The sequence below is a fragment of the Gelidimonas denitrificans genome, assembly GCF_055694065.1.
Window position 1 is genome coordinate 518,459 of the sequence record NZ_CM146350.1, and the last position, 23,549, is coordinate 542,007.

General features: G+C 55.1%; 13 protein-coding genes, 2 tRNA genes and 2 rRNA genes. 13 read left to right on the forward strand and 4 right to left on the reverse strand.

The features are described 5' to 3' along the window. The first annotated feature begins 22 nt into the window (after nt 1-22). The 3 genes from gap to FKCLFG_RS02475 all read left to right on the forward strand — a co-directional run bounded on the left by gap (nt 23) and on the right by FKCLFG_RS02475 (nt 3,522). Nucleotides 23-1,039, forward strand: a complete 1,017-nt coding sequence (gene gap, locus FKCLFG_RS02465) for a type I glyceraldehyde-3-phosphate dehydrogenase (protein ID WP_472614660.1) — start codon at nt 23-25, stop codon at nt 1,037-1,039. A gap of 887 nt (nt 1,040-1,926) precedes the next feature. Further along, complete coding sequence (locus FKCLFG_RS02470) at nt 1,927-2,190, forward strand: helix-turn-helix domain-containing protein (protein ID WP_472614661.1); 264 nt, start codon at nt 1,927-1,929, stop codon at nt 2,188-2,190. 3 nt (nt 2,191-2,193) lie between these two features. Further along, on the forward strand, nt 2,194-3,522 hold the full coding sequence (locus FKCLFG_RS02475; RefSeq protein ID WP_472614662.1) for a type II toxin-antitoxin system HipA family toxin: 1,329 nt from the start codon (nt 2,194-2,196) through the stop codon (nt 3,520-3,522). 162 nt (nt 3,523-3,684) lie between these two features. Here FKCLFG_RS02475 and glnE read toward each other — a convergent pair whose 3' ends face one another. Next, nucleotides 3,685-6,444 (reverse strand): bifunctional [glutamate--ammonia ligase]-adenylyl-L-tyrosine phosphorylase/[glutamate--ammonia-ligase] adenylyltransferase, encoded by a 2,760-nt coding sequence (gene glnE / locus FKCLFG_RS02480; RefSeq protein ID WP_472614663.1) that lies wholly within the window; start codon nt 6,442-6,444, stop codon nt 3,685-3,687. 343 nt (nt 6,445-6,787) lie between these two features. Between glnE and FKCLFG_RS02485 the strand changes: the two genes are divergently transcribed. From FKCLFG_RS02485 to tldD, 3 genes are all read left to right on the forward strand, one after another. Continuing rightward, entirely contained in the window at nt 6,788-11,008 is a 4,221-nt protein-coding gene (locus tag FKCLFG_RS02485) for a YhdP family protein (RefSeq protein WP_472614664.1), read from the forward strand. A 22-nt stretch (nt 11,009-11,030) separates the two neighbouring features. Continuing rightward, a complete protein-coding gene (locus tag FKCLFG_RS02490; RefSeq protein ID WP_472614665.1) occupies nt 11,031-11,861 on the forward strand; it encodes a carbon-nitrogen hydrolase family protein in 831 nt (276 codons plus the stop codon). 253 nt (nt 11,862-12,114) lie between these two features. Further along, complete coding sequence (tldD, locus tag FKCLFG_RS02495) at nt 12,115-13,575, forward strand: metalloprotease TldD (RefSeq protein ID WP_472614666.1); 1,461 nt, start codon at nt 12,115-12,117, stop codon at nt 13,573-13,575. A gap of 76 nt (nt 13,576-13,651) precedes the next feature. On the opposite strand, the gene FKCLFG_RS02500 is transcribed toward tldD, so the two are convergent. Next, the gene (locus FKCLFG_RS02500; protein WP_472614667.1) at nt 13,652-13,864 is read right to left on the reverse strand and encodes a hypothetical protein; all 213 of its coding nucleotides are present in this window, start codon (nt 13,862-13,864) and stop codon (nt 13,652-13,654) included. Here FKCLFG_RS02500 and aroG point away from each other — a divergent pair. Continuing rightward, nucleotides 13,863-14,927 carry a 3-deoxy-7-phosphoheptulonate synthase AroG gene (gene aroG, locus FKCLFG_RS02505; protein WP_472614668.1) on the forward strand — a complete coding sequence of 355 codons (1,065 nt, stop codon included), beginning with the start codon at nt 13,863-13,865 and terminating at the stop codon, nt 14,925-14,927. The two genes, FKCLFG_RS02500 and aroG, sit on opposite strands and share 2 nt — an antisense overlap. A gap of 115 nt (nt 14,928-15,042) precedes the next feature. Further along, nucleotides 15,043-15,363: a DMT family transporter gene (locus tag FKCLFG_RS02510; protein ID WP_472614669.1), complete on the forward strand. Its 321-nt coding sequence runs from the start codon at nt 15,043-15,045 to the stop codon at nt 15,361-15,363. 21 nt (nt 15,364-15,384) lie between these two features. Here the strand turns inward: FKCLFG_RS02510 and FKCLFG_RS02515 are convergent, their stop codons facing one another. Further along, a complete protein-coding gene (locus tag FKCLFG_RS02515; protein ID WP_472614670.1) occupies nt 15,385-16,017 on the reverse strand; it encodes a retropepsin-like aspartic protease family protein in 633 nt (210 codons plus the stop codon). A 78-nt stretch (nt 16,018-16,095) separates the two neighbouring features. After that, the gene (locus FKCLFG_RS02520; RefSeq protein ID WP_472614671.1) at nt 16,096-16,587 is read right to left on the reverse strand and encodes a YajQ family cyclic di-GMP-binding protein; all 492 of its coding nucleotides are present in this window, start codon (nt 16,585-16,587) and stop codon (nt 16,096-16,098) included. A 136-nt stretch (nt 16,588-16,723) separates the two neighbouring features. Between FKCLFG_RS02520 and murB the strand changes: the two genes are divergently transcribed. From murB to FKCLFG_RS02545, 5 genes are all read left to right on the forward strand, one after another. Continuing rightward, nucleotides 16,724-17,752 (forward strand): UDP-N-acetylmuramate dehydrogenase, encoded by a 1,029-nt coding sequence (gene murB / locus FKCLFG_RS02525; RefSeq protein WP_472614672.1) that lies wholly within the window; start codon nt 16,724-16,726, stop codon nt 17,750-17,752. A 530-nt stretch (nt 17,753-18,282) separates the two neighbouring features. After that, nucleotides 18,283-19,815, forward strand: a 16S ribosomal RNA gene (locus FKCLFG_RS02530). Nucleotides 19,816-19,967: 152 nt separating this feature from the next. Next, a tRNA-Ile gene (locus FKCLFG_RS02535) sits at nt 19,968-20,044 on the forward strand. A 20-nt stretch (nt 20,045-20,064) separates the two neighbouring features. Continuing rightward, nucleotides 20,065-20,140: transfer RNA gene (locus FKCLFG_RS02540), tRNA-Ala, on the forward strand. Between the two features lie 392 nt (nt 20,141-20,532). Further along, nucleotides 20,533-23,407 (forward strand): 23S ribosomal RNA (locus FKCLFG_RS02545). Together the 16S and 23S rRNA genes with 2 tRNA genes alongside form the textbook arrangement of a ribosomal RNA operon. Nucleotides 23,408-23,549 lie beyond the last annotated feature (142 nt).

The following is a 23,549-nucleotide window of genomic DNA, read 5'->3' on the forward strand; positions in this document are numbered from 1 at the left end:
TTAACTACGTTCTGGAGACAATATGACTATTCGCGTTGCAATCAATGGCTATGGCCGCATCGGCCGCAACATCCTTCGCGCACACTACGAAGGCGGCAAGTTCAAGGAAGACATCAAGATCGTTGCCATCAACGACCTCGGCAATGCCGAATCGAACGCCCACCTGACCCGCTTTGATACCGCCCATGGCAAGTTCCCGGGCACCGTCACGGTCGAAGGCGACACCATGATCGTCAACGGCGACCCGATCAAGGTCTTCGCCGAGCGCAATCCGGCCAACTTGCCTTGGGGCGAGCTGAATGTCGACGTCGTGCTGGAATGCACCGGCTTCTTCGCCACCAAAGAAAAAGCATCGGCCCATCTGGCAGCCGGCGCAAAAAAGGTCATCATCTCGGCACCGGGCGGCAAGGACGTCGATGCGACCATCGTCTACGGCGTCAACCACGGCATGCTGAAATCGACCGACACCGTGATTTCCAACGCCTCCTGCACCACCAACTGCCTGGCACCATTGGTCCAGCCTTTACACGAGAAAATCGGCCTCGAAACCGGCCTGATGACCACCATCCACTCGTACACCAACGATCAGGTGTTGACCGACGTGATGCATGAAGACTTGCGCCGCGCCCGTTCCGCCACCCAGTCGATGATCCCGACCAAGACCGGCGCTGCCGCTGCGGTCGGCCTGGTGTTGCCGGAACTGAATGGCAAGCTGGACGGTTATTCGATCCGCGTGCCGACCATCAACGTCTCAATCGTCGATCTGTCGTTCATCGCGGCCCGCGACACGACGGTCGAAGAAGTCAACGCGATCATGAAGGAAGCGTCGGAAAACGGCCCGTTGAAAGGCATTCTGGAATACAACACCGCGCCGCTGGTATCGGTCGATTTCAACCACAACCCGGCATCGAGCACCTTCGACGCGACGCTGACCAAAGTATCCGGCCGTCTGGTCAAGGTATCGTCCTGGTACGACAACGAGTGGGGTTTCTCGAACCGCATGTTGGATACCACGATGGCGCTGATGACTGCCAAGTAATTGTTGTAGTCGTTAAGCAACAAGAAGCGCCCCGCGAGTCGGGGCGTTTTGCTGTGCGGAGCCATTGTGGGTTAATGGATGTAGACGGGGTATATTGAGAAATAGTACTTTTTGCGCATATGTTTAATGTTTTTTAAAAATACAGTTATATGTATATTCAACTGGTAGGTTGGCGCTGAGCTTGCGAAGCCCAACATTCGTCAGCAATATTTGCAGGTTAAAAATGTTGGGCCTTGCGGTCCACGCGCTAAGAAGCCTAGCCTGACCTTGCGTGAGGCGGCTACCAACCTTGCGACTTGGCCGGGGGTGGCCCGGCGGCCACTCACTTTCTTTGCTTCGCCAAAGAAAGTAAGCAAAGAAAGGCGACCGTAAGACCCAGCCCTTCGGGTTCCCGCCGTCAGCCGGGATAAAACGGGAAACGAAAAGAACTCGCCGGGTTTGCAACTTCGTCAGACATTTTTCGTTTCTGATCCGTTTTATCCCGGCTGACGGCGGCTGCGTCTCAAGCGGAATGGCACGCCACGGGCGCGATATATTTGAGAATTACCAGTTAAAAATATTAGGCTTTGCAGCCTAATCTACGTGATTTTTCGTGCTTTTCGTGTCTTTCGTGGACAATGTATTTCACCATATGCATGGGGTATGTCACTAAATATGCAATTTATCGCATACATTTAAAGCGCAGTTAAAAAATACAGCTGGTAGTTTGAGTTTGACGCAACGAGACCCAACAATCGCTTCCAATCATCATGCACCTCAATTGGCAATCCCGAACACCACTTCCGACGCGCTTACATTTCCATTATTATCGCCCTTGGGCGATAATGTATAAATATCGTCCAGGTACGATATATTTACATTATCGTCTTTGAGCGATATTATTAGCTATGGACTATCCAATTCAAACTTCATCCCAACTCTCTGAACACCTGAAATCGTTGCGTAAGGAAAAAGGCCTTACGCAGACGCAATTGGGGCAACTCCTGGGCATTGGGCAAGCGCGCGTAGCCGACATTGAAAAAAATCCGGGTCTGGTGCGCGTTGACCAACTGCTGCAAATACTGCACGCGCTGGATGCCAGGCTCGCTTTAAAGGTGCTCGCCACGACGCCAAAGCCGGACTCACCCACTCTTTCAAAAGCGGAATGGTGATGTATGGCGATACGTGAGCTGGCCGTTTGGATGAACGGCGAACATGTAGGTGTCTGGTCCTGGTCGCGCACCGATACACACACTTTTCGATATGACGATGCATGGCTGAGCTCGCTCAACGTGCGCGTTCTTTCTCTCTCCTTGCCTATTCCTGCCGGTAAAAAGGAACTCCGCGGCCCGAAGGTCAAAAGCTTTTTTGATAACCTGCTGCCGGATAGCGACAAGATTCGTCAGCGCATTCGCACCCGCTACCAACTCGGCTCGGCCGGGACGCAAGAACTGTTAAGCGCTATCGGCCGGGACTGCGTCGGGGCCGTGCAGCTACTGCCGCCCGACACGTTGCCGGAAGGGTTTGATCGGGTAGAAGGAACGCCGCTCAGCGAAGCGGATGTCGAACGCCTTCTCGGGAGCGTCACCAGTGACGCTGTGCTTGGCCAGGATGCAGAAAACTTCGAGGATTTCCGGATCTCGATTGCCGGTGCCCAGGAGAAAACAGCGCTGCTGAAGCTCGACGGGCAGTGGCACCGTCCGCATGGCGCTACGCCGACCACCCATATTTTGAAGCTGCCGCTCGGACTGGTCGGAAACATGCGGGTCGACATGTCCAACTCGGTGGAGAACGAGTGGCTGTGCTCCCGCATCATGCATGCATTCGGCTTTGAGGTTGCGAACACCGAAATGGCAAGCTTCGGGAAACAAAAAACGCTGGTGGTCGAAAGGTTCGACCGCCGCTGGGTTGGCAACAATACGTGGATTGCCCGCCTGCCGCAGGAAGACTTCTGTCAGGCGACAGGAACACCCGCTCAGAATAAATACGAAAGCCAGGGCGGCCCGGGTATGCGCAAGTGCCTGGAACTCCTTGCCGCCAGCGAAGATTCGGTCAAACATAAACGCACATTCGTGCTCACCCAACTCGCTTTCTGGTTGCTGGCTGCCACCGATGGCCATGCCAAGAATTTTTCCGTGTTTCTGCTCCCCGGTGATGGCTACGCGATGACGCCGCTCTACGACATTCTGTCGGCTTGGCCCGTGATTGGGAAAGGCACAAATCTGCTGCAGTTGCAAAAAGTAAAACTCGCCATGGCGGTGCGCTCGAATAATGTGCACTACAAGCTGGTCGATATCCAGACCCGACATTGGCACGCATTGGCCGAACAAAGCGGTGTAACCGACGCGTTCGATGCGATGCAGGAAATGGTGCAAAACGTCGACCACGCTTTGGACAGGGTTGAGACTGAGCTGCCGGCAAACTTTCCGGAGCAAGTCTGGACCAGCATCCGAGATGGCATACTCGCCCAGAAAAGACGTTTTCTGGAAGGATTGGCCGCTTAACAGAACAGGTGTTCAAGGGGCGGGCGGTGGATTGTTAATTCCATGGGTATGCCAATAAACATGCCATTTACCGCATACATCTAAAGCACTGTTAAAAAATACAGCGGGTAGCTTATGTTAATCGCAGCGAAGTCCAACAATCGCTGCCACTCAACGTGCCCCTCAGCCGACAACCCCGAACACCGCTTCCCATAGCTGTTTCACGTCGTCCACTCTGGCTGCCACTTCCTCCAGCTCTACCCGTGCCCGGTCGCTGCCTTGCAGGCGGATGTTGTGCTGCATCTTGCGGAAGTCGCGGTAGGCGCTGGCGACGGCTTCGGCCAGCGGTGCGTCGAGCAGGCCGAGCGCGCCGCACAATTTGAGCAGCGCGATGTTGCCGATGTTGGCGGTCAGTTGCGGGTATTGGCCGGCGTGGCGCAGCACCAGGTATTGGACGATGAATTCGATGTCGATCATGCCGCCGGCATCGTGCTTGAGGTCGAACATTTCGCTGCGGTTGGGATGGGCGCTGTGCAGCTTGCGGCGCATTTGCAGGATGTCGTCCCTGAGCTGGGCTTCGTCCTTGGGTTGGCGCAGCACCTGGTCGCGGATCGCTTCGAAGCGCTCGCCGATGGCGGCGTCGCCGGAGCAGAAGCGGGCGCGGGTCAGCGCCTGGTGTTCCCACAGCCAGGCCGATTCGCTCTGGTAGCGGCCGAACGAGGCGACCGACGACACCAGCAAGCCGCTGCCGCCGTCGGGGCGCAGCGCGATGTCGATGTCGAACAGGATGCCGGACGAGGTGTGGGACGTCATCCAGGTGATGAAGCGCTGCGCCAGCTTGGCGTACAGGGCGGGCGCATCCTGATCTTCGTCGTCGTACAGGAAGATTACGTCGAGGTCGGAGGCGTAGCCGAGTTCCTTGCCGCCCAGTTTGCCATAGGCGATGACGGCGAATTTCGGAGTCTCGATGTGACGTTTCGGGATGGTTTTCCAGACTGCGCGGATGGTGGCGGTGACGATGATGTCGGCCAGTTGCGATAAATGATCGGCCAGATGTTCCATGCTGAGAGCGCCTTCCAGGTCCAGCACCAGCAGCCGGAACAGTTGCGCATGGTGCATGTCGCGCAGGATATTCATTTGCAGTTCGGTATCGGGCTCGCCGTTGAAGGTGGCAGCGTCGAGCTGTTGTTCCAGTTCGACGCCGAAACTGGCCCATACCGGCGCCATCCGCACCATGTTTTCATCCAGCAGTTCGTCCAGCAGGATCGGGTGGCGGGTCAGATATTTTGCCGCCCAGTCGCTGGCCTGCATCATGCGGATCACGCGCTGCAATGCCGGCGGGTATTCGGTCAATAGCGACAGATAGGCGGAGCGGCGGGCGATAGTTTCGAGCAAGTCGAGCAGGCGGGAGAGGGCGGTCAACTGGGCTTTTTTTGTCTGCGCGATCAGCGGCAGCGCGGCATTGATCAGGGCCAGGAATTTCTTGCGGCTGTCCAGCGGCAGCGATTGCAGGCGCGAAGACTTGCCGGTTTCGAGCAGGCGCTGGGCCGCTGCCGGCGCCTCGTTAAAGCCGATTGCAGTCAACTGGGCTTGGATGGCTTCCGCTTTTTCGGCGTCCGGCAGGTTGGCGAACATCTGCAGGTCGATGGGCGCACAACCGGCTGGCGCGCCGGTTGCGTTCTGGGTCTCGTCCTTTTCGCTGAAAATCGCATCGAACCGGGCCGCGACGATCTGGCGCTGCGCGTCCAGCGCTTGCAACAGTGCGGGCACGCCAGCTATGCCCATCATGTTGGCAACAATAAGCTGGTCGGCCGCGTTGGAGGGCAGGATGTGGGTCTGGGCGTCTTCGATGTATTGCAGCCGGTGTTCCAGATTACGCAGGAAAATATTTGCGGCCAGCAATTGATCGACGCATTGCTGGCTCAGGATGCCTTTTTCGGCCAGCGTTTTCAGCACGCCGCGGGTCGAGCGGTCGCGCAGCGCGGGGTCGCGCCCGCCCCGGATCAGCTGGAACACTTGCGCGATGAATTCGATTTCGCGGATGCCGCCGCGCCCCAGCTTGACGTTGTTGCTGCGCTCCGGGTGGCGGGTTTCCTGGCGAATGACTTCGGCCCGGATCTGGCTGTGCATGTTGCGGATCGCATCGATCGCGCCGAAATCCAGATAGCGCCGATACACGAACGGTCGAATGATGCTTTCCAGCAACGTGATATCGGCTGCGCGCCCGGTCAGCGCGCGCGCCTTGACCCAGGCGTAGCGCTCCCATTCGCGGCCCTGGACGATAAAATATTCTTCCACCATATTGAAGCTGGCGGCCAGCGGGCCGGATGCGCCATTCGGGCGCAGCGCCATGTCGACCCGGAAGGTGAAGCCGTCTTCCTCGATTTCCGAGATCGCATGAATCAGCTTTTTGCCCAGCCGGATAAAAAATTCGTGGTTCGAGAGCGGCCGCTGCTCCGGCGTGGTGGTGCGGGTTTCACCGTCTTCCGCATACACGAAGATGAGGTCGATGTCGGACGAGACGTTGAGTTCAGCGCCGCCCAGTTTGCCCATCCCGAGCACGATCAATTCCTGCTCGGCAGCGGAATCTTCGCCTACCGGGCTGCCGTGCAGCGCGACCATGTCAGCCATCAGCGCGGCCAGATGGGTTTGCACCGCGAACTCGGCAAATTCACTCATGGTGCGGACGACTTCGTCCATGTCGGCACAGCCGCTCAGGTCGCGCTCGATCAGGGTGGCGATGATCAGGTTGCGCAGACGGCGCATCGCGCGCGGCAGAGGCATGCCGGCCGCTGTTTCATTTTGCAATAGGCGCACAAAGCAGCTTCGGCTGAAGGGGAATTCGGCGATACTGGCGACCAAGCTCGGGCGCTGCGGTTCGGCACTCAGCCAGCGCGCATAGAATCGGGACGCTGCGGCACTTCTTAATAATGATGTGGTCATAGGAAGTTGGAGTTATTTAACTGCTGTTATGCGCTGTGCTTGCGCGTCATGAAAAGCATTGTCCACGAAAGACACGAAGAGCACGAAAGAATGCATAACCCCATTCTTTCGGCCGTGGTGGAGTCGGTTTTTTCGTGTCTTTCGTGGACTGATTTTTTGGTGCGTAGCATCAGTGATTTAAGGAACGCAAAACAAATACGCACATTATTTCGCGCGCGTTTCTAATCTGTTCGTAGCCATCATCAGGTATCTGATGATCCTTATCGAAGCGTGGCAAGCGGCCGTTTTTGGCTATCATGCAAGTCTGCGCATTTTACGCCGAGTCTTTTTTGCATAACCGTTAATGACCACAGATCAATCATCTCCAGCCGGCCCTCGTGCCCGCTGGTCCCGGCACTGGTGGGCCGCGCGTCTGGCCTATGCCAAGGTCAATGCGCTGTCGCACCATGCGTTGCGCTGGCTGATACGGCTGCTGGTGCTCGCCTATTTTATTTTTTGCGGCCTGTTTCTGACCTTGCGCTATGCAGTGTTGCCGAATATCGACAATTACAAAGGCGATATCGAACGCATGGTCAGCCAGGTGGTTGGCCGGCCCGTCACGATTGCGCGGGTGTACGCATCCTGGCATGGCTTGCAACCGTATCTGTCGCTCAATGACGTGGTCGTTCTCGATCAGGATGGCCGGCAGGCGCTGTCGCTGCCCAGCATTTCCGCCACCTTTTCCTGGTGGTCGGTGGTGGCAGGCGAGGTGCGTCTGGCCCTGCTGGAAATCAATCGCCCCGACCTGGATATCCGGCGCGCCGCCGACGGCAACCTGTATGTCGGCGGGATTTTCATCGATACCAGAAAAAAAACCGATAACCGTGGCGCCAACTGGTTGCTGGCGCAGCGCGAGATCGTGGTGCACGAAGGGCGCTTGCGCTGGAACGACAAGCAGCGCGGCGCGCCGGAACTGATCCTGGCGAGCCTGAATGTCAGATTGCGCAATCATGCGCGGCGTCATCAGTTCGGGCTTCAGGCCGCGCCGCCGGTGGCGCTGGCAGCACCGATCGATGTGCGCGCCGACTTCGTCCATCCGTATTTTTCCCGCAATATTTCGGATCTGATGCGCTGGAAGGGCGTGCTGTTCGCCGATGTGCCGAAGACCGATTTGGCCGCCTGGAGCGCCTATGCGGAATATCCGATCGAGGTCATGCAGGGCGCCGGTTCGGTGCGCGCCTGGCTCCATTTCAATCAGGCCAGAATTGCCGACTTCACCGCCGACCTGGCGCTGTCGGACCTATCAACACGTCTGCGCAAGGATTTGCAGCCGCTCAACCTGGCGCAGGTCAATGGCCGTATTTTTGCGCGCGAAGAATTTGATGCCGCCGCAGCGCCTACTCCTGCTGCGGACACACCGGCGTTGGGTGCGCGCGCCCATGCATTTTCGGTCTCCAATTTTTCGCTGACGACCAAGGAAGGTTTGCACCTGCCGGCGACCACCATCAGCGAATCGTATGCGCCAGGCAAAAACGGTAAGCCGGACAATACCAGCGTCAAGGCGCAGCGCCTGGATTTGCAGACCCTGGCCAATTTCGCCCAGCGTTTGCCGCTGACGCCAGCGCAACTGCAGATGCTGGCGGATTTCGCGCCGAGCGGAGAGCTGCGGGATTTTTCCGCCGAATGGCAGGGCGCTTATCCTGAAATCACCGCGTATGCGGTCAAAGGGCAATTCGCCGGTTTGTCGCTGCAAGCCCAGCCGGCGCGGCCGGCGCGAGCAAAAAGCGCGACTGCCCCGGCGCAGGCGGCGGTGCCGGCGATTCCGGGCTTTGAAAACCTGACCGGCGGGCTCAATGCCAACGACAAGGGCGGCAGTTTTTCGCTCGACTCGAACCAGCTCCAGCTGGCCTTGCCGGGTTATTTCACGGAGCCCATGATGTCGATCGATCAATTGAAGATGCAGGCCGGCTGGACCTTTCAGGGCCAGGATCAGTTGCTGTTCCGGATCGATAAGATGGATCTGGTGCAGGATGGAATGGTTGCCGCTTTGTCGGGCCAGCATCTGGTGCCGCTGGTGCATCAGCCCGGCAAACCGCTGGGCGAGATCGATATCAGCGGCAAACTTTCCGGCTTCGATGTGAAGAAAATCGGCCAGTATCTGCCGCTGCAAACGCCAGCGCATTTGCGCACCTGGCTGGTCGGCGCGCTGCAGGGCGGCCAGGCCGATGCGGTCACGATCCGGCTCAAGGGCGATCTGGCGAAAATGCCGTTTCGGGCCGATATGGCCGGCGGCAAGGCGGCAAAACAGCCGGAGGGAATCTTCAGGATTGCCGGCAAGATCGTTGACGGCAGGCTGAATTTCGTTCCCGGCTTTTTCGGCCGGGATGGCAAGTCGCCGGAGTGGCCGGAACTCGAACAGATCCAGGGCAGCTTCGTGTTCGACAATGCCCGCATGGAGATTCGCAGCGATTCGGCCAAAACGCATGGCGCGGCGCTGTCCGGCGTGAAGGTGGTGATTCCGGATTTGCTGTCGCACGACAGCATGCTGGAAGTCGATGGCAATGCAGCTGGCTTGCTGCAGAACTATTTCAGCTATGTCAACAACAGTCCGGTCGCCGGCTGGATCGATGATTTCACCGCAGAGTCAAAAGGCGACGGCACCGCCAAACTGGCGCTGAAGCTGCGATTGCCGCTGGAGCGGCTGCTGGAATCGAAAGTCAACGGCACGCTGCAACTGAACAACAATGCGGTGTCCCTGCAGGAAGCGATACCAAAGCTGTCGGCTGCGCAAGGCAAGCTTGAATTCAATGAAAAAGGCTTCAACCTGAACGGCGTGAGCGCCAACTTGCTGGGCGGGCCGGCAGTCGCCTCCGGCGGCACCCAGGCCGACGGCAACATTCGCATCAAGGTCGATGGCAGCGTTTCCGCACTGGGCCTGCGCGCATCGTATCCGACGCCGGCGATCCAAGGTCTCACCCAGCGCATCGCCGGCAGCACCCGTTACAGCAGCGTCGTGACGGTCAAGGATAAACAACTGGAGTTGCTGATCGACTCCGGCCTGCAAGGGCTGGCGCTGAATTTCCCCGCGCCTTTGCAAAAGGCTGAGAACGCGACTCTGCCGCTCAAGTTGCAGCTTGGCGCGCTGCCTTCGGATGATCCGTTGCTGCTACGCGACCAGATCCAGATATCACTGGGCACGACCATAGCCGCGCATTACGTGCGTCAGAAGACGCTGGAGCAACAAGCGCCATGGCACGTATTACGTGGCGGCATCGGCGTCAATGCGCCGCCGCCGCTGCCCGATAGCGGGCTGGCGGCAAACGTCGAATTGCAGTCGTTGAATCTGGATGAATGGCAGCGGGTGAGCAGCGAGATTACCGCTGCAGGCAACGCTGGTAGCGCAGGCAGCGCCGTTGGCGATGCTGCGCCAGCCCAGCCGCACGGTGCCCAAGATGTCAGCCAATACCTTGAACCCGACACCATGGCAGCGCGCGCCAAAACCTTGTTTGTGATGGGAAAACGGCTCGATAACGTGGTGGTCGGCGCCTCGCATCAGAAAGAAACCTGGCAAGCCAATATCGACGCCAGCCAGGTTTCCGGTTACGTGACCTGGGATTCGGCCGCCGGCGCCATGGGCCGGGTGACGGCGCGGCTGGCGACGCTGACTATCCCGCAGTCGGATGTTTCGGACGTCGGCAATCTGCTCGAAGGCAAAAATGCGCCGACGCAAATCCCGAGCCTGGATATCGTGGCCGAGAATTTCACACTGTTCAACAAGAAATTGGGGCGGCTGGAGGTGGTGGCCAACAATTTGAAAGTGCAGGGCATGCGCGAATGGCGCATCAACCGGCTGGCCATTGCCAATGACGATGTCAGCATGAATGCCGCCGGCAAATGGGTCACCAAGGACGGTCAAAGCAAGACCGAGCTGACTTACGCGCTGGATGTGGAGAATGCCGGCAAGTTGCTGCGGCGCTTCGGTTACGACGATGTTTTGCGCGGTGGCAAAGGCAAGCTGGACGGCAATATCAACTGGGATGGTTTGCCTTTTTCGCTGGACATCCCCAGCCTGAGCGGTCAGATTCACCTGGATATGGCTGCCGGCCAATTCCTCAAGGTCGAACCGGGCGTGGCGAAATTGCTGGGTGTGTTGAGCCTGCAGTCGCTGCCGCGCCGGCTGACGCTGGACTTCCGCGATATTTTTTCCGATGGATTTGCCTTTGACGGCGTGACCGCCACCGCCACCATCCAGCGCGGCCTGGCCAGAACCGATAACTTCAAGATGCGCAGCGTGAGTGCCGCGGTATTGATCGACGGCAGCGCCGATATCGCCAAAGAGACACAAAACCTGCATGTCGCGGTGATTCCGGAAATCAATGCCGGCGCCGCATCGGTGGTGTACGCGCTGGCGGTCAATCCGCTCATCGGCCTGGGGACTTTCCTGGCGCAATTATTCCTGCGCGAACCGCTGGCGCGGGCGTTTACCTACGAGTATCAGATCAGCGGCCCGTGGCAAGAGCCGGTCGTCACCAAAATCGACAACAAGGCCAAGGCAGATATCGGCTCCGGCGTTTCTAACAAATAAAGTATCAGCAAGAGGCAAGCAGATGACACAAGACAACGCATTAATCCGCATCGCGGCGCTGCAAATGATTTCGACGCCGCACCCGGCAGAAAATATCGCCACCGCGCGCCGCCTGGTTGCCGAGGCCGCGCAACAGGGCGCGCAACTGGTGCTGCTGCCCGAATATTGGTCGATCATGGGGATGGATGAATCCGACAAAGTGGCGCATGCCGAATCGGTCGGCAGCGGGCCGTTGCAGGCTGCGATGGCGGAGCTGGCGCGCCAGCACGGCATCTGGCTGATCGGCGGCACTTTGCCGATGGCAGCGCCCGAGTCCGGCAAGGTCATGAATACGACGCTGGTGTTCGATCCGCAAGGCAGCTGCATTTGCCACTACGACAAAATTCATCTGTTCGGCTTTACCAAAGGCGACGAAACCTATGACGAGTCGCGCACCATCGTGCCTGGCGCGGAGGTCGCCACCTTCGCCGCGCCATTCGGCCGGGTCGGCTTGTCAGTGTGCTACGACTTGCGCTTTCCGGAACTATATCGGGCGATGGGCGAATGCGCGCTGATCGTGGTGCCGGCCGCCTTTACCTACACCACCGGTCGCGCCCACTGGGAAATCCTGCTGCGCGCGCGCGCCATCGAAAACCAGTGCTACGTGCTGGCCGCAGCGCAGGGCGGCGTGCATCCGAACGGCCGCCGCACTTGGGGCCACAGCATGCTGATCGACCCGTGGGGCGAAATCAAGGCGGTGCTGGCCGAAGGGGAGGGCGTGGTGGCGGGCGAATTCGATCCGCAGCTGCTGGCCCGCGTGCGCGAAAACCTGCCGGCGCTGCGCCACCGCAAACTCGCCACGCCGGCTTTGTAAACTTAAGCGTAGATATATACATATAACTGTATTTTTAATTACCGCATATGATATATGCGGTAATTATCATGTTTTAAAGCATACTCCGCATATTTTTAATTATTGCAGATAAATCCCGGGATTGGCATCGATGCTGGCGAAGGGCCGATCCGCGCCACGCCTGCCCGGCGCTGCCAGATGCTCTACAATCGTCCCATCTCCGAATCAACTCACGAACCAACATACTGCGCGCCAAGCGCGATTGCGACCGCCCATGAAACCATTTGAACCGAATCTCAGTACTCTTGCCGTCGCCCGCGACATTCTGCTCACGCCTTTCGGCCTGGACGAATCCAAACTGATCAAGACCTTGAGCGCAATGTTTACCCACAAGGTCGATTATGCCGACCTGTATTTCCAGTTCACCAAAAGCGAAGGCTGGAGCCTGGAAGAAGGCATCGTCAAGACCGGTAGTTTCTCGATCGACCAAGGCGTCGGCGTGCGCGCGGTAGCCGGCGACAAGACCGCCTTTGCCTATTCGGACGAGATTTCCGAACACGCATTGCTGGAAGCGGCAGCCGCCACCCGCACCATCGCCCGGCGCGGCGCCGGCAAAGTGAAAGTGGCGTCCTCGATGCAACAGGTCGGCGGGCGCGCACTGTATTTGCCGAACGATCCGCTGGCCTCGCTTGACGCCACTGAAAAAGTCAAACTGCTGGAACGGGTTGAACGCATGGCCCGCGCCAAAGACCCGCGGGTAGTGCAAGTAATGGCTGGTTTGGCCGGCGAATACGATGTGGTGCTGGTGGTGCGCAGCGACGGCGTGCTGGCGGCCGACATTCGTCCGCTGGTGCGGGTTTCCGTGACCGTGATCGTCGAACAGAATGGCCGCCGCGAGATGGGCTCCGCCGGCGGCGGCGGACGCTACAGCTACGGTTATTTTGACGATGCGCTACTGGACCAGTACGCCACGGATGCAGTCAAGGCGGCGCTGGTGAATCTGGATGCGCGTCCCGCGCCGGCCGGTCCGATGACTGTGGTGCTGGCGCCGGGCTGGCCCGGCATTCTGCTGCATGAAGCCATCGGCCACGGACTGGAAGGCGATTTCAACCGCAAGGGTTCCAGCGCGTTTTCCGGTCGCATCGGCCAGCGGGTCGCGGCCAAGGGCGTGACCGTGGTCGATGACGGCACCATCGCCGACCGGCGCGGTTCGCTCAATATCGATGACGAAGGCAATCCCAGCCAGTGCACCACGTTGATCGAAGACGGCGTCCTGAAGGGTTATCTGCAAGACACCATGAACGCCAGGCTGATGAATATGCCTGTTACCGGCAATGCGCGGCGCGAATCGTTCGCCCATCTGCCGATGCCGCGCATGACCAATACCTACATGCTGGCAGGCGACAAGGACCCGGGAGAAATCCTGGCCTCGGTCAAGAACGGTTTGTTTGCGGTCAATTTTGGCGGCGGCCAGGTCGACATCACCAGCGGCAAATTCGTCTTTTCCGCCAGCGAAGCCTACATGATCGAAAACGGCAAAATCACTTATCCGGTCAAGGGTGCAACCTTGATCGGCAATGGCCCGGACGTGCTGAACCGGGTCTCGATGATCGGCAACGACTTGCGGCTCGATCCTGGCGTCGGGGTGTGCGGCAAGGAAGGGCAAAGCGTGCCGGTCGGCGTCGGCCAGCCGACTTTGCGCATCGAGGAGTTGACGGTGGGTGGCACCGCCTGAGCATGCCGGTGCTGCCGCCGTGCGTTGAAAAAGCGCTTGCCAAATCTTGAATAATCTTGTTATAGTTAATTTCGATTTAAATCAATGCACAGATGAAAAACCCCGGCACATGACTTTCGCACATTCCACCTTTTATTTTTACTTTAGCTATCCCAGCCCAAGGCGGTGGAGAGGCGGAAGGTTCACGTAAAAGCAGCATGACAGGCGAGACCAAACCGAATTTCACAAAAACCGCCAACGCTGGCGGTTTTTTTATGTCTACCCGATATTCATAACCAGGAAAAACCATGCCACGTACCGATGACTTACGCATACGAGAAATGAAAGAATTAACTCCACCGTCCCACCTTATTCGCGAATTTAGTTGCTCTGACAAGGCCGAGACCACCGTCGCGCATGCCCGCGTCGCGCTGCATAACATCCTGCACGGGCAGGACGACCGGTTAATGGTGGTTATCGGCCCCTGCTCGATTCACGATACCAAGGCGGCGCTGGAATATGCGCAACTGCTGGCCAAGGAGTGCGAGCGACTCAAAGGCGAGTTGGAAATCGTCATGCGCGTCTATTTTGAAAAGCCGCGCACCACCGTTGGCTGGAAAGGTTTGATCAACGACCCGTACATGGACAATAGTTTCCGTATTAATGACGGATTGCGCATTGCGCGTGAATTGTTGTTGAAAATAAATGAAATGGGCTTGCCGGCAGGCACCGAATTTCTCGATGTCATCAGTCCGCAATACATCGCCGATCTGATCAGCTGGGGCGCAATCGGTGCCCGCACCACCGAATCCCAAGTGCATCGCGAACTGGCTTCCGGCTTGTCTTGCCCAGTCGGGTTCAAGAACGGTACCGACGGCAATGTCAAAATTGCGGTGGATGCAATCAAGGCGTCGTCGCAGCCGCATCACTTCCTGTCGGTCACCAAGGGCGGCCACTCTGCCATCGTCGCCACCGGCGGCAATGAAGATTGCCACATCATTCTGCGCGGCGGCAAGGCGCCGAATTATGATGCGGCCAGCGTGGACGCTGCCTGCAAGGACATAGCGGCAAGCGGTCTGGCGCAACGTCTGATGATCGATGCGTCGCACGCCAATAGTTCGAAAAAGCCCGAGAACCAGATTCCGGTGTGCGCCGACATCGCCCAACAAATCGCGGCCGGTGACAAGCGCATCGTCGGCGTCATGGTCGAATCCTATTTGGTAGCCGGGCGTCAGAATATGACCCCGGGCAAAGAACTGACTTATGGCCAGTCGATAACCGATGGCTGCATCAATTGGGAGCAAAGCGTACAGTTGTTAAATGGTCTGGCCGAGGCGGTCAAGACGCGTCGTTTGAACGAACAGAACGGCTAATTTGGATGCGCCACGATAAAATTAAGACCTTATCGTGGCGCATCCATAGCTTCATCTGACAGCCTTGATAAGCGGGCGTCAATTATTGATGCTTTTGTACTTATCGGGAGTTTCAATGCGCAGTTGGCTGTTTCTGATTCTGGCAGGCCTGTTTGAAATAGGCTGGCCGTTGGGTTTCAAGTTATCGCAAATACCGGAAAAACGAATCATGGGGATCGTTCTTGCGATTATTTGCATGTCTGTCAGCGGATATTTATTGTGGTCGGCACAAAAAGAAATCCCAATGGGCACCGCTTATGCAGTCTGGACCGGGATCGGCGCTGCCGGAACGTTCCTGGTAGGAGTTTGTTTTTTTGGCGACAGCGCCAGTCTCGGACGATATCTGGGCGCGCTGCTCATCGTGTCCGGAGTCATTACCTTGAAGCTGGCGCATTGAGCCAGCTTCATGTCGCAGACATCAAAACCTTTTGGTCAGTGTCATCCGATCGCCATCGCGGCGCATTTCCATCCGGCTCAGAAAGGACATTCCGAGTAGCGCAAACGGCAGGCCGGCCTGCTGCACCACCGCATCGACCTGATTCAGTTCGATGCTGCCTACCTTGACCGTATCGAGCTTGATCCGATAGACCGGAATGCTGCCGTTGGCGGTGCTGACCCTGCCACGCTGACCGGATTTGTAATCGATCTTCAATCGCTGTGCATCCGTTTCGGAGAAGGCAATCATCGTCGCTCCGGTGTCGATCAGCATCTGGATCGTGCCGCCGTTGATTTGCCCTTGCGCGATGAAATGCCCTTGGCCATTAGCCTGCAAGACAACGCTGGTCGGACCTGTAGGCGCGAAGCGGTTGACATGCTGACCAATGCCAATCGTTTGCTTTTTGTTGTTGATGGTTACGGTCGCGCTGGATTGATCGGCAGCCAGCAGCTTGACATCCGCCGTCACCATACTGCCGACTGAAAAAGTTTTCGGCGGCGCGCCATCGATCACCAGTACTGCCTTGCCGGGGAATAGCCCGACTACAGCGATATCAGCAGCATAAGAAGTGCCGCCCATAAAAACGAATGGCAACAGGAAAATTTTTAGGCGCATGGCAAGTTTGGATTCCAGCAAGTCGATAGTTTTGGCAGGTCGATGCGGCACGCCAAACGGAGCATGGCCCGATTTTTTTTAGTCGCGGAAGTTATTGAACTCCAAAGGCAAGTCAGGGACATCCTTGCGCAGCATTGCCATGGCGGTCTGCAAATCGTCTCTTTTGGCGCCGGTAATGCGCACCGCATCGCCCTGAATGCTGGCTTGCACTTTCATTTTTCCATCCTTAATCAGGCGCACGATTTTTTTGGCGGCATCGGATTCGATACCGTTTTTGATCTTGATGATTTGCTTTACTTTATCGCCACCGATTTTCTCTACCTTACCCTTATCGAGAAAACGTATATCCACCCCGCGTTTGCCCATAGTTTGGTTGACTTCGAGCATAATTTGTTCCAGGTGAAATTCAGAATCGCCAAAAATCGTCACTTCGCGTTCTTTTTCCTTGAGCTCAACCTTGGCGCTGGTGCCCTTCAGATCAAAGCGATTGGTCACCACTTTATTCGTCTGAACGATGGCATTTTTTACTTCATCCATATTGGCTTCAGATACAACATCAAACGATGGCATGATTCTTCCTTTAATTTAATGACCAGACAAAATTGAATGGCGGCCTTGATCCAGCATTCTGCTGCAAGTTAGTAGCGCATTTTAGCGGACAAAAAAACAAGTTGCCACATTCGCTTCCACCTATAAACGGCCCGTTATGACACTCCGATCTTCCATTCAATACGATTTTTCTTTGCTAAATAACAATACTTTTGGCGTGAATGCCCAAGCTTACGCTTATGCTGAAGTGACATCGCCAGAGATATTGGCGTTTATCCGTAGCGACAATACATTGTCAACATTGCCGAGATTGATATTGGGTGGTGGCAGCAATATTGTCTTGACGCAGGATTTTGCCGGTCTGGTAATGCATATGGGTATGAAAGGCATTGATATTGTTGCCGAAAATGACGACTTTACCTTTGTGTGCGCCGCCGCCGGCGAGACTTGGCATGAATTCGTACTGTGGACTCTGGATCGCAAGTTGGGCGGGTTGGAAAATCTTTCCTTGATTCCCGGCAGTGTCGGTGCCGCTCCTATTCAGAATATTGGCGCCTATGGCGTGGAAGCCAAAGATTACATTTACTCTTTGCGCGCGTACGACTTTCAAACTGATGAAGTAATTACACTGCGCAACTCCGATTGCCTGTTTGGCTACAGGGATAGCATATTCAAACATGGTCTGCAGGGTCGTGTAATCGTATTGGAAGTTATCTTTGCATTACCTAAGAAATGGCAAGCAAATGTTCACTATGCTGATGTGGCGCGCAAACTTGCGGAAAGTGGAGTGTGCGACCCATCCGCTCGCGATATAAGCGAAGCGGTCATATCGATTCGCACCGACAAACTACCGGACCCATCAAAAATCGGAAATGTCGGGAGTTTTTTCAAAAACCCTATAGTTGATGCTAAACAAAGCGATGCATTGCAAAGTATCTTTCCCGGACTTGTAAGTTATAAGCAGTCAGAATCCGAATATAAACTTGCTGCTGGCTGGCTGATTGATCAATGCGGATGGAAAGGTCAAACTCGAGGAACTGTTGGCGTCTATGAAAAACAAGCGCTGGTATTGGTTAATCTGGGTGGCGCAACAGGTGCCGACATTGTCCATCTAGCCAATACAATACAGGCGAATGTTTTTGATCGTTTCGGTGTGCAACTGGAGCCAGAGCCTGTATATGTCTAGCTTCAAAGACACATAAGCGGTGGCGTATGTAATTTTTTAGAAAACCTCTTGCCAAAGTTCAGCGACGTTTGCTATAGTTCGGCTCCCGCTGAGAGGCGGGGCGATAAGCAGGGAGAGAAGTGGCAGCGGAAGTTGGCGGGATTAGACGAAACGCGGGGTGCAGGGAGTTGAAGTTTGCGCCGGGTGTGACGAAAGAAAATGTTGACTGAGTAAGAAAAACGCTGCATAATCTGCCCTCTTCAGTGCTGCAAACAAAACGCTTTGCAGTCTGGTTGGTCCGGGTGAAGATGCCAGGGCTAGCGGAGAAAAGAAAGATCTTTAACAACTAACAGTCGATAAGTGTGAGCACTTGATGGAAGCGCCGCGACGGATGCGAAAGTATCTGTTGTGAAACTTAAAATATCAAATGCTCGCACAGAAGAAAAATAGGATCTTTTTGGAGGCAACTTCAAGAAGAGCCTGTCAGTATTTTGAGTGAGCGACCGGTCCGGTAAAATGGACCATGTCAGCAATGACATAAAACAGAGATTAAACTGAAGAGTTTGATCCTGGCTCAGATTGAACGCTGGCGGCATGCCTTACACATGCAAGTCGAACGGCAGCACGGAGCTTGCTCTGGTGGCGAGTGGCGAACGGGTGAGTAATATATCGGAACGTACCCTCGAGTGGGGGATAACGCAGCGAAAGTTGCGCTAATACCGCATACGATCTACGGAGGAAAGCAGGGGATTCGCAAGGACCTTGTGCTCGTGGAGCGGCCGATATCTGATTAGCTAGTTGGTAGGGTAAAAGCCTACCAAGGCCACGATCAGTAGCTGGTCTGAGAGGACGACCAGCCACACTGGAACTGAGACACGGTCCAGACTCCTACGGGAGGCAGCAGTGGGGAATTTTGGACAATGGGGGCAACCCTGATCCAGCAATGCCGCGTGAGTGAAGAAGGCCTTCGGGTTGTAAAGCTCTTTTGTCAGGGAAGAAACGGTGAGTTCTAATATAGCTTACTAATGACGGTACCTGAAGAATAAGCACCGGCTAACTACGTGCCAGCAGCCGCGGTAATACGTAGGGTGCAAGCGTTAATCGGAATTACTGGGCGTAAAGCGTGCGCAGGCGGTTATGTAAGACAGATGTGAAATGCCCGGGCTCAACCTGGGAACTGCATTTGTGACTGCATGGCTAGAGTGTGTCAGAGGGGGGTAGAATTCCACGTGTAGCAGTGAAATGCGTAGATATGTGGAGGAATACCGATGGCGAAGGCAGCCCCCTGGGATAACACTGACGCTCATGCACGAAAGCGTGGGGAGCAAACAGGATTAGATACCCTGGTAGTCCACGCCCTAAACGATGTCTACTAGTTGTTGGGTCTTAATTGACTTAGTAACGCAGCTAACGCGTGAAGTAGACCGCCTGGGGAGTACGGTCGCAAGATTAAAACTCAAAGGAATTGACGGGGACCCGCACAAGCGGTGGATGATGTGGATTAATTCGATGCAACGCGAAAAACCTTACCTACCCTTGACATGTACGGAACCTTTGAGAGATCAGAGGGTGCTCGAAAGAGAGCCGTAACACAGGTGCTGCATGGCTGTCGTCAGCTCGTGTCGTGAGATGTTGGGTTAAGTCCCGCAACGAGCGCAACCCTTGTCATTAGTTGCTACGAAAGGGCACTCTAATGAGACTGCCGGTGACAAGCCGGAGGAAGGTGGGGATGACGTCAAGTCCTCATGGCCCTTATGGGTAGGGCTTCACACGTCATACAATGGTACATACAGAGGGCCGCCAACCCGCGAGGGGGAGCTAATCCCAGAAAGTGTATCGTAGTCCGGATTGTAGTCTGCAACTCGACTACATGAAGTTGGAATCGCTAGTAATCGCGGATCAGCATGTCGCGGTGAATACGTTCCCGGGTCTTGTACACACCGCCCGTCACACCATGGGAGCGGGTTTCACCAGAAGTAGGTAGCTTAACCGCAAGGAGGGCGCTTACCACGGTGGGATTCGTGACTGGGGTGAAGTCGTAACAAGGTAGCCGTATCGGAAGGTGCGGCTGGATCACCTCCTTTCTAGAGTATGTGCTGAAGTCAAGTGTTCACACTTATCGACTGTTATGAAAAAGAAGAGCAGCAATGAACAGTAATTGGACTGCCAGCGTGTGTGTTGTGTAAGAAGAGCCGCACGACCAACAGCGCAGAGTTGACTAGTCGCTGATTCAAGCGGGTCTGTAGCTCAGCTGGTTAGAGCACTGTGTTGATAACGCAGGGGTCGTTGGTTCGAGTCCAACCAGACCTACCAAAGAGTATAAAAAAGATACTGGGGGTTTAGCTCAGCTGGGAGAGCACCTGCTTTGCAAGCAGGGGGTCGTCGGTTCGATCCCGTCAACCTCCACCACGTAACTGATCAAGAATACAAACCTGAGTCACTCATGCAAAAGTAAGAGGTGCATGAAAAATTCAGGTTTGGTTTCTTAAGCCATTAGCTGTTTCGTTCTTTAAAAATTTGGAAGAAGTAAAGATTTATCAAGGAGTATGGATAAATCGATGCCCACGTTGATAGCAATATCGCGGCAGCAATGCCAGGCGTGCACATTGATGGATCTGTATGACTTGATGGGTTGTGATTGTATCAAATCAAAAAGTATTAAAAGCGAGTTTGTTAAGATGTTTTAAATACAAATTCCTTGCAATACGGCAAACGCTAAAGTAATACTCATAGAAATATCCTATAACCGGTTTTTAATCCGTGCATGAACAGCACTATCGGGTTAGAAGCCAACGTTATAGGGACAAGTGAATAAGTGCACATGGTGGATGCCTTGGCGATATCAGGCGATGAAGGACGTAGTAGCTTGCGATAAGCTGCGGGGAGCGAGCAAACACGCTTTGATCCGCAGATTTCCGAATGGGGAAACCCGGCCGAAAGGTCATTGCACACTGAATACATAGGTGTGCAAAGCGAACGTGGCGAACTGAAACATCTAAGTAGCTACAGGAAAAGAAATCAACCGAGATTCCCAAAGTAGCGGCGAGCGAAATGGGAAGAGCCTGCAAGCAATAGCAGTAGACATAGTGGAAAGCTTTGGAAAAGGCTGCCATAGAGGGTGATAGCCCCGTACACGAAATGTTTATTGTGGTACTAAGCTTGCGACAAGTAGGGCGGGACACGAGAAATCCTGTCTGAACATGGGGGGACCATCCTCCAAGGCTAAATACTCGATATCGACCGATAGTGAACCAGTACCGTGAGGGAAAGGCGAAAAGAACCCCGGAAGGGGAGTGAAATAGATCCTGAAACCGTGTGCATACAAACAGTAGGAGCGGACTTGTTCCGTGACTGCGTACCTTTTGTATAATGGGTCAGCGACTTACATTCAGTGGCAAGGTTAACCGTATAGGGAAGCCGTAGAGAAATCGAGTCCGAATAGGGCGATTTAGTCGCTGGGTGTAGACCCGAAACCAAGTGATCTACTCATGGCCAGGATGAAGGTGCGGTAACACGCACTGGAGGTCCGAACCCACTAATGTTGAAAAATTAGGGGATGAGCTGTGGGTAGGGGTGAAAGGCTAAACAAACTTGGAAATAGCTGGTTCTCTCCGAAAACTATTTAGGTAGTGCCTCACGTATCACCATCGGGGGTAGAGCACTGTTATGGCTAGGGGGTCATCGCGACTTACCAAACCATTGCAAACTCCGAATACCGATGAGTGCGAGCGTGGGAGACAGACGTCGGGTGCTAACGTCCGGCGTCAAGAGGGAAACAACCCAGACCGCCAGCTAAGGTCCCCAAGATTGGCTAAGTGGAAAACGAAGTGGGAAGGCTAAAACAGTCAGGAGGTTGGCTTAGAAGCAGCCATCCTTTAAAGAAAGCGTAATAGCTCACTGATCGAGTCGTCCTGCGCGGAAGATGTAACGGGGCTAAGCCAGTCACCGAAGCTGCGGATATCCGTAAGGATATGGTAGGAGAGCGTTCTGTAAGCCTGCGAAGGTGTCTTGTAAAGGATGCTGGAGGTATCAGAAGTGCGAATGCTGACATGAGTAGCGATAATGGGGGTGAAAAGCCTCCACGCCGTAAGCCCAAGGTTTCCTGTTCAACGTTCATCGGAGCAGGGTGAGTCGGCCCCTAAGGCGAGGCAGAGATGCGTAGCTGATGGGAAGCAGGTTAATATTCCTGCACCATTGTATGATGCGATGGGGGGACGGATCACAGAAGGTTGTCCGGCGGTTGGAAGTGCCGGTTCTTGACTTGTAGAAGGCCCTTTGGCAAATCCGGGGGCGTAATTCAAGGGGTTGAGACGAGCGAACTTGTTCGCGAAGCAATTGGAAGTGGTTCCAAGAAAAGCCTCTAAGCTTCAGTCATACAAGACCGTACCGCAAACCGACACAGGTGGGCGAGATGAGTATTCTAAGGCGCTTGAGAGAACTCGGGAGAAGGAACTCGGCAAATTGGTACCGTAACTTCGGGATAAGGTACGCCCTGGTAGTTTGACCCCCCTGCGGGGGAAGGATGAAAGGGTTGCAATAAACTGGTGGCTGCGACTGTTTAATAAAAACACAGCACTATGCAAACACGAAAGTGGACGTATATGGTGTGACTCCTGCCCGGTGCTGGAAGATTAAATGATGGGGTGCAAGCTCTTGATTGAAGTCCCAGTAAACGGCGGCCGTAACTATAACGGTCCTAAGGTAGCGAAATTCCTTGTCGGGTAAGTTCCGACCTGCACGAATGGAGTAACGATGGCCACACTGTCTCCTCCCGAGACTCAGCGAAGTTGAAGTGGTTGTGATGATGCAATCTACCCGCGGCTAGACGGAAAGACCCCATGAACCTTTACTGTAGCTTTGCATTGAATTTTGAACCAATCTGTGTAGGATAGGTGGGAGGCTTTGAAGCGTGAACGCTAGTTTGCGTGGAGCCAACCTTGAAATACCACCCTGGTTTGTTTGAGATTCTAACCTTGGTCCGTTATCCGGATCGGGGACAGTGCATGGTAGGCAGTTTGACTGGGGCGGTCTCCTCCCAAAGTGTAACGGAGGAGTTCGAAGGTACGCTAGGTACGGTCGGACATCGTGCTGTTAGTGCAATGGCATAAGCGTGCTTAACTGCGAGACTGACAAGTCGAGCAGGTACGAAAGTAGGACATAGTGATCCGGTGGTTCTGTATGGAAGGGCCATCGCTCAACGGATAAAAGGTACTCTGGGGATAACAGGCTGATTCCTCCCAAGAGTTCATATCGACGGGGGAGTTTGGCACCTCGATGTCGGCTCATCACATCCTGGGGCTGTAGCCGGTCCCAAGGGTATGGCTGTTCGCCATTTAAAGTGGTACGTGAGCTGGGTTTAAAACGTCGTGAGACAGTTTGGTCCCTATCTGCCGTGGGCGTTGGAAATTTGAAGGGGGCTGCTCCTAGTACGAGAGGACCGGAGTGGACGAACCTCTGGTGTACCGGTTGTCACGCCAGTGGCATTGCCGGGTAGCTAAGTTCGGAAGAGATAACCGCTGAAAGCATCTAAGCGGGAAACTTGCCTTAAGATGAGATTTCCCTGGAGCCCTGAGCTCCTTGAAGGGTCGTTCGAGACCAGGACGTTGATAGGCTGGGTGTGGAAGCGCAGTAATGCGTTAAGCTAACCAGTACTAATTGCCCGTAAGGCTTGTCCCTATAACCTTGGCAGGTTATAGAAATCAATGAGTAAAACTTGTGTTTGACAACTTTGGCAGTCACAACCCAAAAATAATATATCTTTACTTCTTCCAGATTGCGTCGCTTGCTGACATGCACACTCGTAGCAATACGATATACG